At 68.5% G+C, this 13,058-nt stretch carries 13 protein-coding genes; 2 read left to right on the top strand and 11 right to left on the bottom strand.

The window, feature by feature from the left end; translation table 11 throughout:
- Nucleotides 1-84: 84 nt before the first annotated feature.
- The 8 genes from ASC55_RS13290 to ASC55_RS13255 form a co-directional block, all read right to left on the bottom strand.
- On the bottom strand, nucleotides 85-813 hold the full coding sequence (locus tag ASC55_RS13290; protein ID WP_017831317.1) for an amino acid ABC transporter ATP-binding protein: 729 nt from the start codon (nucleotides 811-813) through the stop codon (nucleotides 85-87).
- The gene (locus ASC55_RS13285) at nucleotides 810-2,288 is read right to left on the bottom strand and encodes an amino acid ABC transporter substrate-binding protein/permease (protein WP_055876518.1); all 1,479 of its coding nucleotides are present in this window, start codon (nucleotides 2,286-2,288) and stop codon (nucleotides 810-812) included. Before ASC55_RS13285 ends, ASC55_RS13290 begins: the two co-directional genes overlap by 4 nt.
- A 54-nt stretch (nucleotides 2,289-2,342) precedes the next feature.
- Nucleotides 2,343-2,897 carry a GNAT family N-acetyltransferase gene (locus ASC55_RS13280; RefSeq protein ID WP_055876516.1) on the bottom strand — a complete coding sequence of 185 codons (555 nt, stop codon included), beginning with the start codon at nucleotides 2,895-2,897 and terminating at the stop codon, nucleotides 2,343-2,345.
- A 41-nt stretch (nucleotides 2,898-2,938) separates the two neighbouring features.
- Complete coding sequence (locus ASC55_RS13275; RefSeq protein WP_036323853.1) at nucleotides 2,939-3,175, bottom strand: DUF2442 domain-containing protein; 237 nt, start codon at nucleotides 3,173-3,175, stop codon at nucleotides 2,939-2,941.
- Nucleotides 3,156-3,392: a DUF4160 domain-containing protein gene (locus ASC55_RS13270; protein WP_055876512.1), complete on the bottom strand. Its 237-nt coding sequence runs from the start codon at nucleotides 3,390-3,392 to the stop codon at nucleotides 3,156-3,158. Before ASC55_RS13270 ends, ASC55_RS13275 begins: the two co-directional genes overlap by 20 nt.
- Before the next feature lie 110 nt (nucleotides 3,393-3,502).
- The gene (locus tag ASC55_RS13265; protein WP_055876511.1) at nucleotides 3,503-5,074 is read right to left on the bottom strand and encodes an MFS transporter; all 1,572 of its coding nucleotides are present in this window, start codon (nucleotides 5,072-5,074) and stop codon (nucleotides 3,503-3,505) included.
- Nucleotides 5,071-5,697: a PadR family transcriptional regulator gene (locus ASC55_RS13260; RefSeq protein WP_055876508.1), complete on the bottom strand. Its 627-nt coding sequence runs from the start codon at nucleotides 5,695-5,697 to the stop codon at nucleotides 5,071-5,073. The genes ASC55_RS13265 and ASC55_RS13260 overlap by 4 nt, the downstream gene beginning before the upstream one ends.
- Before the next feature lie 73 nt (nucleotides 5,698-5,770).
- The gene (locus ASC55_RS13255) at nucleotides 5,771-6,319 is read right to left on the bottom strand and encodes a GNAT family N-acetyltransferase (protein ID WP_055876505.1); all 549 of its coding nucleotides are present in this window, start codon (nucleotides 6,317-6,319) and stop codon (nucleotides 5,771-5,773) included.
- Nucleotides 6,320-6,394: 75 nt separating this feature from the next.
- Between ASC55_RS13255 and ASC55_RS13250 the strand changes: the two genes are divergently transcribed.
- Nucleotides 6,395-7,273 (top strand): phosphoribosylaminoimidazolesuccinocarboxamide synthase, encoded by an 879-nt coding sequence (locus ASC55_RS13250; protein WP_055869353.1) that lies wholly within the window; start codon nucleotides 6,395-6,397, stop codon nucleotides 7,271-7,273.
- Nucleotides 7,274-7,470: 197 nt separating this feature from the next.
- Entirely contained in the window at nucleotides 7,471-8,799 is a 1,329-nt protein-coding gene (locus ASC55_RS13245) for a uracil-xanthine permease family protein (RefSeq protein WP_017831308.1), read from the top strand.
- A 98-nt stretch (nucleotides 8,800-8,897) separates the two neighbouring features.
- Here ASC55_RS13245 and ASC55_RS13240 read toward each other — a convergent pair whose 3' ends face one another.
- From ASC55_RS13240 to ASC55_RS13230, 3 genes are read right to left on the bottom strand one after another with little or no spacing between them, the layout of a single operon-like run.
- Nucleotides 8,898-10,637, bottom strand: coding sequence for an acetyl/propionyl/methylcrotonyl-CoA carboxylase subunit alpha (locus tag ASC55_RS13240; RefSeq protein WP_055876502.1), 1,740 nt, complete (start codon nucleotides 10,635-10,637; stop codon nucleotides 8,898-8,900).
- Nucleotides 10,634-12,268, bottom strand: a complete 1,635-nt coding sequence (locus tag ASC55_RS13235) for an urea amidolyase family protein (protein WP_055876499.1) — start codon at nucleotides 12,266-12,268, stop codon at nucleotides 10,634-10,636. The genes ASC55_RS13240 and ASC55_RS13235 overlap by 4 nt, the downstream gene beginning before the upstream one ends.
- Nucleotides 12,269-12,287: 19 nt before the next feature.
- A complete protein-coding gene (locus ASC55_RS13230) occupies nucleotides 12,288-13,055 on the bottom strand; it encodes a LamB/YcsF family protein (protein ID WP_055869342.1) in 768 nt (255 codons plus the stop codon).
- Nucleotides 13,056-13,058: the final 3 nt, after the last annotated feature.

Genomic DNA, 13,058 nt, shown 5'->3' with positions numbered 1-13,058 from the left:
CGACCTCCCTACGCAGACTTCCCGTGCACTCGGCGAGTGCACGGGAAGTCGATGCGAATGCGTGGAGCGCGGAACGGACGCCCCTCAGAGGACCTTCGAGAGGAAGTCCTTCAGGCGCTCGTTCTTCGGCGAGCCGAAGAGCTCTGCGGGCGGGGCCTCCTCGACGACGACGCCGCCGTCCATGAAGACCGTGCGGCCGGAGACCTCGCGGGCGAAGCCCATCTCGTGCGTCACCAGCACCATGGTCATGCCGCCGGAGGCCAGGTCGCGGATGACCTGCAGCACCTCGCCGACCATCTCCGGGTCGAGCGCGCTCGTGGCCTCGTCGAACAGCATGATCTCGGGGTCCATCGCAAGTGCACGGGCGATAGCCACGCGCTGCTTCTGCCCGCCGGAAAGGGACGCCGGCTTCGCATCCGCCTTCTCCGAGAGACCGACCCGCTCCAGGAGCGACAGCGCCCGCTCACGCGCCTCGGCCTTCGTCATCTTCCCGCACTCGACCGGCGCGAGCGTGATGTTCTCGAGCACGGTCATGTGCGGGAACAGGTTGAAGTGCTGGAACACCATGCCGATGCGCTGACGCACCTCGTCGAGCTTCACGCTCTTGTCGGTCAGGTCGACGCCGTCGATGACGACGTGCCCCGACGTGGGCTCCTCGAGCTTGTTGAGGCAGCGCAGCAGGGTGGACTTGCCCGAGCCCGAAGGCCCGATGACCGCCACGACCTCGCCGTCCTCCACAGCCAGGTTGATGCCCTTGAGCACCTCGTTGTCACCGAACGACTTGTGCAGGTCCTGCACCAGGATCTTGCTCATGCGTTGAACGTCCTCTCCAGGCGGTTCGCGAGCAGCGTCAGCAGCGTGATCACGACGAAGTAGATGATGGCGACGATCGTCAGCACCTGGGCCGACAGGTACGTCGAGGCGATGATCTGACGGGAGACGAACGTCAGCTCCGCGAGGCCGATCACGCTGATCAGCGACGTGTCCTTGAGGGTGATGATGCCCTGGTTGACGAACGAGGGGATCATGATGCGGAACGCCTGCGGGAGCACGACCTTCTGCATCGTCTTCCAGTGTCCGAGACCCAGCGAGCGCGAGGCCTCGTTCTGTCCGGGATCGACGGCCTGGATGCCACCGCGGATGATCTCCGTCATGTACGCACCCGTGTTGAGCGAGAGCGTGATGGCACCGGCGACGAACGGGTTGAACGTGAGACCGGGGAACAGCTGCGGGATCGCGAAGAACACGAAGAACGCCTGGATGAGGATCGGGGTGCCGCGGAAGACGTAGACGTAGGCGGTGGCGATCCACCGGAACGGAGCGAACTTCGAGACTCGACCGAAGCCGAAGACGAGCCCCAGGATGAACGCGGCCACGATGGCGACGATCGTCGCGAGGATCGTGAGCCAGAGGCCCTCCATGAGTGCGGGCCAGTACTGCACCGCGACCGAGATGATATCGGTGGGCTGCGTGGACTTCTCGCCGCCGGAGAGATACGTGTCGACGATCGTGTCGTACTCGCCGGACGCCTTCAGGTTCGAGAGTCCCGCGTTGAACTTCTCGATCAGCTCGGGGTGCTGGCCCTTGTTGACCGCGAAGCCGTACTCGCCGCCCAGTTCCGGCTGACCGATGAGGCGGAAGCCGGACCCCTGCTGGATGCCGTAGGCCAGCACGGGGAAGTCCTCGAAGTAGCCGACGGCCTGACCGGCCTTGACCGCATCGACCATGTCGGTCGTGTCCTGGTACGGAGTGACCCGGAAGCCGTACTCGTCCTTGTTCTCGTCGGCGAAGGTCTGCCCCTGCGTACCGGTCTTGACGGCGACGGTCTTGCCGTCCAGGTCGTCGAGCGACTGGATGTCGCTGGCTTCGAGCACGCCGAGCTGGACACCACTGGTGAAGTACGGCTCGCTGAAGTCGAAGGCCTTCTGCCGCTCCTCGGTGATCGACATACCGGCCATGACCGCGTCGACCTGGTTCGACTGCAGCGCCTGCACGGCGGCGTCGAAGCCGAGCTGGCGGATCTCGACCTCGAACCCCTGGTCCTTCGCGATCGCACGGAGCAGGTCCATGTCGATGCCGACGAGGTCGCCGTCCTGATCGGTGAACTCGAACGGCGCGAACGTCGTGTCCGTACCGATGACGTACTTGTCGCCGTCGCTCGCGGCGGTGGCGGGTGCGGCTCCGGCCAGGAGCGCTCCTACGGCGACGAAGGCGACGAGCGCGGCAGCACCTGCGGTGCGCACCGAGCAGCGCAGACGGCTCACCGCGGCGGATGGGTTTCGGATCACGACGTGTGCTCCCCGGGTCGACAGCAGCGACCGGACGACCGCCGAGGATCTACCCTAGCTCGCGGCGAGTCGTGTGCCCGAAACGTCGATCCAGTAGCGCCGCACCAGGGGCTGCCCGGCTTCCGGCGCATCGATCACGTCTTCGAGCTCGCCCCCGGCCCCCTCGATGGTGCGGATGGAGCCGATGTTGTCGTCGTCGCAGGTGAGCATCACGCGGTCGTAGCCGTCGGCCTTCGCGGCGCGCAGCATGAGGCGCAGAGCCTCGCGCACGATCCCCTCGCGACGCCTCGTCGGGATCACGGAGTAGCCGATGTGGCCGCCGAAGCGGCGGAGGTGGTCGTTGAGTTCGCGGCGGAAGGAGAGGAAGCCGACGACGTGGTCGCCCTCGGTGATCCAGTAGTAGTCGCACGGCACGTGGCCCTCCGGGAGCACCGCGCCGGGTGTGGCGTACAGCTCTGCGCGCTCGACGAACTCGTCGAAAGCGGCCCGGTCGGGGACGAAACCCTTCTCGATACCCGCGCCGTCGATGTGTCCGCCCTCGAACTCGGCCACCGCGGCGGCCCAGGAGTCGAAGAGGTCGATGCTCGGTCGTGAGAGTGCGATCGTCATCGCCCGATGACACCACATTCGCCGGACCACCGCAAAACCTGTCAGCGACCTCGGAGGAGATCGGCGATGGAGACATCTTCATCGAGCTGCGGCCAGTGGATGCCCTCCCCGACGCCGATCAAGCGCCAGACCGCACGTTCCGCGACGCTCGCAGCGGCTAGCCGCGGGAACCAGTCGAGAGGAACGCTGATCGTGCGTCCGTCCTTCATCCGCACGTGAAGTTCGCGCTCATCGATCACGACGCCGACCGCGACAGCGTCATCCACCGAAGTGCTCATGCCACGCCTCCTCGATCAGATCGCGTCGGTGTTCGATCAACCGACGAAGCAGTCGCAGCTCTCGGTCGTCGAATCTCGTCTTCGCGGCCGATTCTACTGGCCGCAGCCAGAACTTCGCGGTGAATTCCGCCCGCTCCACGTGCACATGCGGGGGCTCCGATCCCTCGTTGCTGTAGAAGAAGAATCGGTACCCGCGCACTCGCATGACCGCAGGCACGGGGTGACGGTCACGTGATCGCCCTCCCTCTCCAGGGCGCGAACGAAGACGATCCCGAGAGGTGCGGGATACACACCTCTCGGGATCAATCGTGGAGGGAGGGTCGTCGACTACTCGGCGCGTGCAGCCACGGGCGCCGCAGCCTCCGTCTTGTCATAGCGGCCGAGGAACAGCGAGGCGATGAGGGCGACCACCATCACGCACGCCGGCAGCAGGATCGCCTGCGACATTCCTGCGGCGAAGCCTTCGGCCACCTGGGGCGGCAGCGTCCCTCCGGTGGAGCCCCCCGCCGGCGCATCGGCGAGACCCGGAAGGTTCGCCTCGAGCCGGGACTGCATGAACGCGGCGATGGAGGCCGAGCCGATGACCGAACCGATGGTCCTGGTGGTGTTGTAGATGCCGGCACCTGCACCCGCCTGGCGCGGCGGGAGCTTGCGCGTCGCGGTCGTGGCGAGCGGACCCCACATTCCGGCGTTGCCGACGCCCATCAGCGCGGAGGGCAGCAGGAACATCCAGATCGCGGTGTCCATGTTGATCAGAGCCGAGTACCAGATGAGTGCCCCGGCGACGCAGAGCAGCCCCGGGATCAGGATGATGCGCGGATCCACGCGGTCGAGCAGCTTCCCCGCGACCGGAGCGAGAACGCCCGAGAGCACGGCCATCGGGATCAGCAGCAGCGCGGCCTCGGTGGGGGTGAGACCCCGCGCGGTCTGGAGGAAGAACATCATCGGCAGCGACATGCTCGTCACCGTGAAGCCGACCGCGGCGATCGCCACGTTCGCTCCCGAGAAGTTGCGGTCGCGGAACAGTTCGAGCGGAACCAGGGGCTCGCTGCGGGTCTTGGCCTGCTGCAGGATGAACAGTCCGAGCACCACGAGTCCCACGATGATCAGGCTCCACACGGAGATCGGACCCCAGATCACACCCCAGTCGTACTTCTCCCCCTCTTGGAGACCGAACACGATGAGGAAGAGGGCCACGGCGCTCAGCACCACGCCCACGACGTCGAAGCGGTGCGAGTGAGTCGCCAGCTTCGGGACCAGGCGCCAGGCGAGCACGAAGGCGACGATGCCGACCGGGATGTTCACGAAGAAGATCCACTCCCAGCCGAACCCGTCCACGAGCAGGCCGCCGACGAGCGGGCCGACGAGAGTGGCGACACCGGCAGTGGCGCCCCAGAGGCCCATCGCGGCGCCGCGGCGGTCCGGCGGGAACGTGCGGGTGATCACGGCCATGGTCTGCGGAGTCATGAACGCGGCACCGAGGCCCTGCACGGCGCGAGCGACGATCAGACCCTCGAGGGTCGTCGACAGTCCGCACCACAGCGAGGCGAGAGTGAAGACCGCGAGACCGATCAGGTAGATGTTCTTCGGGCCGAACCGGTCGCCCAGGCGTCCGGTGATCAGCAGCGGCACGGCGTAGGCGAGCAGGTAGGCGCTCGTGACCCACACGACGTTGTCCAGGTTGTTCGTGTTCGGGTCGAGCGCCGCCTTGATCGCCGGGTTCGCGACCGACACGATCGTGGTGTCGACGAGGATCATGAAGAAGCCGATGACCAGCGCCCAGAGGGCAGGCCACGGGCTCGTGGGCTTGTGCCCCGCGGAGTAGGTGCCGGTCGACGGACCGGAGGTCGAGGGCGCGGACGCCGGCGGGCGGTCTCCGCCGCGAGGGGTATCTGTCATTGCTGTGCTGCCTTTCGCTGAGCGCGGTAGCGGTCTGAGTTCTGGAATGCCGAGGGACCCCACGGCAGGACTCGGGTCTCGAGGCGGTAGAGGAGGGAGTCGAGCCAGCCGAGCTCGGCGGCCAGCAGAGCCTCCTGGCGTTCGATCTCGACGAGCACCTGCTCGGGAACGCTCTTCTCCCGGGCCGCGTGGAGACCGTCGCGGTGCCTCGCGTGATCCTCGACGAGGGCGAGGCGCCTCGCCCTCAGGAGGTCGATGACCTCCGGTCGCTCGAGGTTGTGCGCCTCGGCGAGCGCGATACGGAAGTCCGCAGGGCGATCGATGCGGGGCAGTTCGCGCTGCACCCACGTCATGACCGCTTCGCGTCCGGCATCCGTCAGGGCGTAGGTGGTGCGCTCCGGGCGGTTGCCCTCGCGGTCGATGCCCAGCTCGTCGATCAGACCCGCGCGGTGCAGTCGGGAGACCGTGTGGTACAGCGTCCCGTTGGTGATCGTGAGCAGGCGGTCGTCGTGACGGGCGCGCATGAGACGCACCATCTCATAGGGGTGCATGTCGCCCTCGCGCAGCAGCGCGAGCACCATCACCCCCATGGGGGTGAGCCGATCGACAGCGTCCTTCGCCATGCCCCTCACCTCAAATAGTCCATGTGGACTATACGCCTCTTTCGGCGGAGCGAACAGCTGCGATCCGCCTTCTCTACAGCGACACGGCTGTGAGTTGGGCCGGATCGAGCGGACGGTCTGCGTAGACGAGGCGCCAGACAGACGGATCGGGGTTGCCCGCATCCGGTGCCCTGTGGACGAGTTCGAGGCCGACCTTCTCAGCGACCTTCGCCGACGCATGGTTGTGCTCGACGAGATAGGCGATCACGGGGCGGTCGGGATCGACCGCGCGCGCCTGCTCGACAGCGGCGAACGCGAGTTCGGTGGCGTACCCGTTCCCGTGATGATCGGCCGACAGCCGGTACCCGAGGTTCCACACCGCGTCGCCGAGGAGCGTGCACCCGCCGTTGCCGATCACCTCACCCGTGGAACGCAACCGGACCACCCACGATCCCAACCCGGCGCGGGCCCAGCTCGCCTCCCAGCGCGCCATGCCCGCAAGAGTGTCTTCCGGGCGCTGATGCCGAAGGGACGGATAGTGCGTCCACACCCGCGGATCGGCGGAGATCGTGAACAGCGCGTCGAGATCGCCCTCGACGGGACGCGAGAGTCGAAGACGCGGCGTGAGGATGTCGTCCGTCATGCCACCAGGCTAGATCGCCCCTCTGACACCGGGACCACGGCATTCGGTGACCGCGGGAACCGGGATAATGGGCGGGTGAGCACACCTTCAGAAGGCACGGCACAGAGCATTCCCGGCTGGCGGCACATCTACTCGGGCAAGGTCCGCGACCTGTACGCCTCGGAGGATCCGGCGGACACGCGCATCCTCGTCGTGGCCTCCGACCGCGTGAGCGCCTTCGATTTCGTGCTCTCCCCCGGCATCACCGAAAAGGGTGCCCTGCTGACGCGACTGAGCCGCTGGTGGTTCGCACAGCTCTCCGATTTCCCCAACCACATCGCCGAGGGCGAGCTCCCGGACGCGGTCGCCGATCGGGCGATGCTCGCGCAGTCGCTCGAGATGCTGCCGATCGAATGCGTCGTGCGCGGCTACATCACGGGGTCGGGCTGGGTCGAGTACCAGGAGAGCGGCACCGTCTGCGGCATTCCGCTGCCCGCCGGCCTGCAGAACGGCGACCGCCTGCCGGAGCCGCTGTTCACCCCGGCCTACAAGGCACCGATGGGCGAGCACGATGAGAACATCACGTTCGAGCGCGCCGTCGAGCTGGTCGGCGCCGAGCGCGCGGCCGAACTGCGCGACACCTCCCTCGCGATCTACGCCCGCGCGGCGGCGATCGCCGAGGAAAAGGGCCTGATCCTCGCCGACACCAAGTTCGAGTTCGGGACGGATGCCGACGGCACCCTGCGCCTGGCCGACGAGGTGCTCACGAGCGACTCCTCGCGATACTGGGATGCGGAGGCCTGGCGCACCGGCACGACGCCGAACGAGCGGATGGCGAGCTTCGACAAGCAGATCGTGCGCGACTGGATGGCCGCGAACTGGGACCAGCAGGGCGAGCCGCCTTTGCTTCCGGAAGATATCGTCGCACGCACCGCCGACCGCTACCGCGAGCTGATCGAGCGCCTCGGCGCCTGAGCGCTCCCGATCTCCGGGTCCCGATCTCCGCACGGATGCATGACGATCGGGCGGATGCATGACTCTCGGCCGCGGGACCCTCATGCATCCGTCGCTCACACCTGCACATGCGAGAGGGGTGGGCGCTCAGGGAAAACTCAGGAATCGGTAGTGTTGCTCCGGCACCCCTGCCATCCCCCGAACCTTGAGGAGCCCGCATGGCCCTGTGGAAGCTGCACGGAAACGGCCGCACGGTCGAGCCCGGCGCCGTCGTCCGTCCCGATGAGCGTTTGAACTGGCCCGCCACGATCGCGATCGGACTCCAGCATGTCGTGGCCATGTTCGGCGCCACGTTCCTGGTGCCGATCATCACCGGGTTCCCGGTCGCCACCACGCTGCTCTTCAGCGGCGTCGGCACGATCCTGTTCCTTCTTGTAACCCGCAACAAGCTGCCCAGCTACCTGGGCTCGTCGTTCGCCTTCATCGCACCGGTCACTGCCGCGACCGCCTCCGCGAACATGGGAACCGCCCTGGCCGGAATCGTCGCGGTCGGTGTGCTCCTGGCGATCATCGGCGTCGTGGTGCACACGGTCGGTGTGAAGTGGGTCGACCGTTTCCTCCCGCCGGTCCTGGCCGGAACCATCGTCGCGCTCATCGGTTTCAACCTCGCGGGCGCAGCGCACAACAACTACGCCGCCGCCCCTGTGACCGCGACGTTCACCCTCGCCATCACGATCCTCTTCGCCGTCGTCTTCCGCGGATTCCTCGGACGCATCTCGATCTTCCTCGGCGTCATCGCCGGGTACATCTTCGCGGCGTTCCGCGGTGAGCTCGACTTCTCGGCCGTGGAGAAGGCCGACTGGGTCGGTCTTCCCACCTTCACCTTCCCGAACTTCACCGAGCCCGGAACCCTTACGGCACTCGCGATGTTCCTCCCGGTCGTCCTCGTGCTGATCGCCGAGAACGTCGGACACGTACGCGGTGTCGCGACCATGACCGGTGACGCGACCGTGAACCAGCAGACCGGCAAGGCGCTGATCGCCGACGGCGTCTCGACGACCCTCGCCGGATTCTTCGGCGGATCGGGCACCACGACCTACGGCGAGAACATCGGCGTGATGGCGTCGACGCGCGTGTACTCCACCGCGGCATACTGGGTGGCCGGCGCAGCCGCGATCCTGCTCAGCCTCTCCCCCAAGTTCGGCGAGGTCATCAACTCGGTGCCCGCCGGTGTGCTCGGCGGCGTGACGACCGCACTGTACGGCCTGATCGGCGTCATCGGCATCAAGATCTGGGTCGACAACCGCGTCGACTTCTCGCGCCCGGTCAACCAGTACACGGCAGCCGTCGCGCTCATCATGGCCGTCGGCGGGTTCATGATCAAGGACGAGGCCTCCGGCTTCGAGCTCGGCGGCATCGTCATCGCCACGGTGGCGGCGATCCTGATCTACCACCTGGGCAACCTGATCGCCCGCCTGCGCAAGACGGGTGCCGACGACCCGAAGCCGCTCGAAGCCGTCGGCCCGCTCGGCGGAGACCCCGCCTGATCACTCCCGCGCATACTCCGGTCGCACTCCGGTCGCACTTTCTGCCGCTCTCGGGCCTCTAAGACGACAGAAAGTGCGACCGGAGCAGGACTGGCTGCTCAGGAGATGAGGGCGAGAACGGCGTCAGCGGAAACCATCGCTGCGAGCTCTGCACGCTGCGACAGGATCCCGGCCCGGTGGGCGGCGACCGTGGTCTCCATCTTCATGGCGTCGAGGACCGCGACCGGGTCGCCCTCGCCCACATCGGCTCCGTCGTCGACGAGCCACCGCACGAGCGTGCCCGGAACCGGCGAGCGCAGTTCTGCCGGATCGGCCGTGGGCGTCTCCGTCGCAGGATCGGCCGGCCGACCGAATCCGGCCAGCAGCGCGGCGGGCAGTCCGAGCACGACCCGTCGTCCGTCGATCTCGACCGGGAAGCGCTGCAGAGCGGCCTCCGGCACGACTGCAGGCCGCGCCTGCGTCTCCAGCTTCGGCAGCAGAGCGCTCTCGATCCACTGCGTGTGCACCGCGAAGGACTCCGTGGCGAACGCCTCGTCGTCGAGCGCCATCACATCGAACGGGATCACCGTCGCCGGGCCTTCGACGGTGAGCTCGCGCAGAGCTCTCCGCGCGCGCACGATGGCAGCGTCGCGGGACTCGGCGTGCACGATGAGCTTGGCGATCATCGAGTCGAACGCCGGCTGCACGACATCCCCCTCTTCGATGCCGCTGTCCCAGCGCACACCAGGACCACCGGGGATCCGCAGCCGCTCGACGCGACCGGGGCTCGGCAGAAAACCGCGGCCGGGGTCTTCGGCGTTGATCCGGAACTCGAAGGCATGCCCGACCGGGTTCGGTGTCTCGACGATCGACGGGCCTTCCCCGAACGCGATGCGGAACTGCTCGCGCACGAGGTCGGTTCCGGTGACCTCCTCGGTGACCGGATGCTCCACCTGGAGCCGGGTGTTGACCTCGAGGAACGAGATGGTGCCGTCGGCCGCGAGCAGGAACTCCACCGTGCCCGCCCCGCGATACCTCACCTCACCGCAGATCGACCGCGCCGCATCGTGGAACCGTGTGCGCTGCTCGACGGAAAGGCCGGGAGCCGGCGCCTCCTCGATGAGCTTCTGATTTCGGCGCTGCATCGAGCAGTCGCGATCGCCGACGACCACGACGCCGCCGAGCCCGTCACCGAGCACCTGCACCTCGATGTGTCGCGGGCTCTCGAGGAAGCGCTCGACGAAGCACTCCCCCCGGCCGAACGCCGCTACCGCCTCACGGGTGGCCGCGTCGAAGGCCTCGGCCACCTCGGACAGCTCCCGCACGACCTTGAGCCCGCGACCGCCCCCGCCGAACGCCGCCTTGATCGCGATGGGCAGTCCGTGCTGCTCGGCGAACGCCACGGCCTCCTCGGGCCCGGCCAGCGGCTCATCGGTGCCGGCAGCCAGCGGCGCTCCGACCTGCTGAGCGATACGGCGGGCGGTCATCTTGTCGCCGAGCGCGTCGATGCTCGCGGGCGTCGGTCCGATCCAGACCAGCCCCGCCTCCTCCACGGCCCGCGCGAACGCAGCGCTCTCCGACAGGAATCCGTATCCGGGGTGCACGGCGGTCGCCCCCGACTGCCGAGCGGCGGCGAGCAGCGCATCGATGGAGAGATACGTGTCGGCGGCAGTGGCACCACCCAATCCCACGGCCTCGTCGGCCAGACGCACATGCAGGGCGTCGGCATCCTGATCCGCATAGACCGCGACGGATGCGTACCCGGCTTCGGCGCAGGCGCGGATGACGCGCACCGCGATCTCCCCGCGATTCGCGATCAGGACCCGCTGCGTGGTCGGCACGGTCGACACGGTGGTCATGAGGACTCCTTGACGGTGAAGCGGAGGCGCACTCCCGGAGCCAGCTGACCTGCGAGGTCGAGACTGCGATCCGTGAGCGCTCCGATGATGGGGTATCCGCCGGTGAGCGGATGGTCGGGCAGGAACAGGACCGGCTGTCCGTCGGGCGGCACCTGGATCGCGCCGGTGACGGCGCCCTCGCTCGGGAGCTCTCCTCCGAGGGCGCGCTCGAGCGGCACCTGGCCCTGCAGTCGGATGCCGACGCGGTCGGAACGCGGCGTGACGGTCCATTCCTGACCGGTGAGGGTCTCGACCGCTGCGGTCGTGAACCAGTCGTCGCGCGGGCCGAGGGTGATCTCCAGGTCGACGAGATCCCCGGGGGCGGGGAGCTCGCGCGCAACGACGGACGGGTCGACGGCGTGCCGGCCGGCGTCGCCGATGGGGAGCACTGTGCCCGCGGTCAGTGCGAGGGGCCCGAGTCCGGCGAGGGTGTCGGCGGCGCGACTGCCGAGGGCCGGGGCCGCATCCACTCCACCGCGGACCGCGATGACGTAGCGCAGCCCGCGCTCGGGGTGACCGAGCGTCAGTTCGTCGCCGTCGACGGTGGCGAAGGGCTCGCCGTGCGTGACAGGACGAACGTCTCCTCCGGCCTCTTCCAGCGTGAGCGCGCCGGAAGCCCCTGTGACGGCGGCGACACCGGCTCCGCGGAACCGCAGCACGACACCCCCGACGCTCTCGAGAACCGCAGCCCGGGCCGTATTGCCCACTGCGCGGTTCGCGTCGCGCATCGCCCGGCGGTCCGCCACCCCGGATGCCGAGACCCCGAGCGCGGCATAGCCCGAGCGCCCGGCATCCTGCACCAGCAGCTGCAGCGACGCACGGACGACCTCGACGGCCGCCTCCGCGCCGCGACCCGCGCCCTCCGCATCGGCTGGAGTGGGTTGCGGCGCGGCTCGCCGGGCGGGCTCCGGAGAGCCTCCGGTTCGGTCCAGCCGAGCAGCGTCCAGCCCCACCACGTCCAGCCGAGCGGCGTCCAGCCGAGCCTCCTCCCGCACACGTTCGAACCGCACGGCGGTCCCCGGCGACAGCAGGGCGGGCGGGTCCCGGTCGATGTCCCACATCGCGGCATCCGTGCGTCCGATGAGCTGCCATCCGCCGGGGCTCTCGCGCGGGTACACCCCGGTGAACTCCCCCGCGAGCGCGACCGATCCGGCGGGCACGCGGGTGCGCGGAGACGCGCGGCGGGGCACATCGAACAGGGGGTCGCTGCTCACGACGTATCCGAAGCCCGGGGCGAATCCGGAGAATGCGACCCGCCAGTGGGCAGCGAGGTGCCGGTTCACGAGTTCCTCCGCCGTCACGCCCAGCAGAGATGCCGCTTCCTCGAGGTCCTCGCCGTCGTACCTCACGGGCACCGTGACCTCTCCCGTGCCGGGCAGATGCGCGGTGTCGATCGGCGTTGCGGCGAGCGCGGCCGCAAGGTCGGATGCCGAGACGCGAAGCGGATCGAAGCGCACGAGCACGGTGCGGGCGCCGGGGATGCGCTCGACGATGCCGGGAATGCCCTCCCAGGCGAGGTTCAGACGCATCGCCTCGTCGAGGTCGTCCGCCTCGACGAGAAGAGCATGATCGGATGCCGTGCGGATGCGCATCAGACGAGGTGCTCCGTGTTCATCGCGCGCCCGCGAACGGTGCGATCGTGATGCCTGCGTCCTGCAGCATCCGCTTGGTCGCAGCCGCCATCGCCACCGAACCAGGGCTGTCGCCGTGCACGCAGATCGACTGGGCGACCACGGGTACGTCGGTGCCGTCGATCGCACGGATCACGCCCTCCGAGGCGAGGCGCACCATGCGCTCCGCGACCGCATCCGGGTCGTGCAGCACGGCCCCCTCCTCGGTACGCGACACCAGCTGCCCGTCGGGCTGATAGGCGCGGTCGGCGAAGGCCTCAGCGGCGACCGCGAGTCCTGCGCGCGCGGCGACATCGAGCACGACGCCCCCGGAGAGCCCCAGCAGCACCAGGCTCGGATCGATCGCGCGGATCGCCGCCACGACGGCCTTCGACTGCCGTTCGTCGCGCGCGATCGTGTTGTAGAGCGCACCATGCGGCTTGACGTACGAGACCCTCCCGCCCACAGCGGCGGCGAGTCCCACGAGAGCACCGAGCTGGTACTCGACGTGCGCCTGCAGCGAGGCCGAGTCGATGTCGACCTTCGTTCGTCCGAAGTTCTCGTAGTCACGGTAGCCGGGATGCGCGCCGATCACGACGCCGCCCTGCACTGCTGCTGCGAGCGTCTCGCGGATGCCCTCAGGGCTCCCCGCATGGAACCCGCATGACACGTTGGCGCTCGTGACGAGGCGCAGCATGCTCGCATCGTCACTGACGATCCGGTCGGCGACGTTCTCGCCGAGGTCCGAGTTCAGGTCGATCGACGTCATGCG

This window comes from Microbacterium sp. Root322 (assembly GCF_001425645.1).
Lineage (GTDB): Bacteria > Actinomycetota > Actinomycetes > Actinomycetales > Microbacteriaceae > Microbacterium > Microbacterium maritypicum.
The sequence above is the reverse complement of the archived record's forward strand: the minus strand, read 5'-3'. Positions and strand labels throughout refer to the sequence as shown.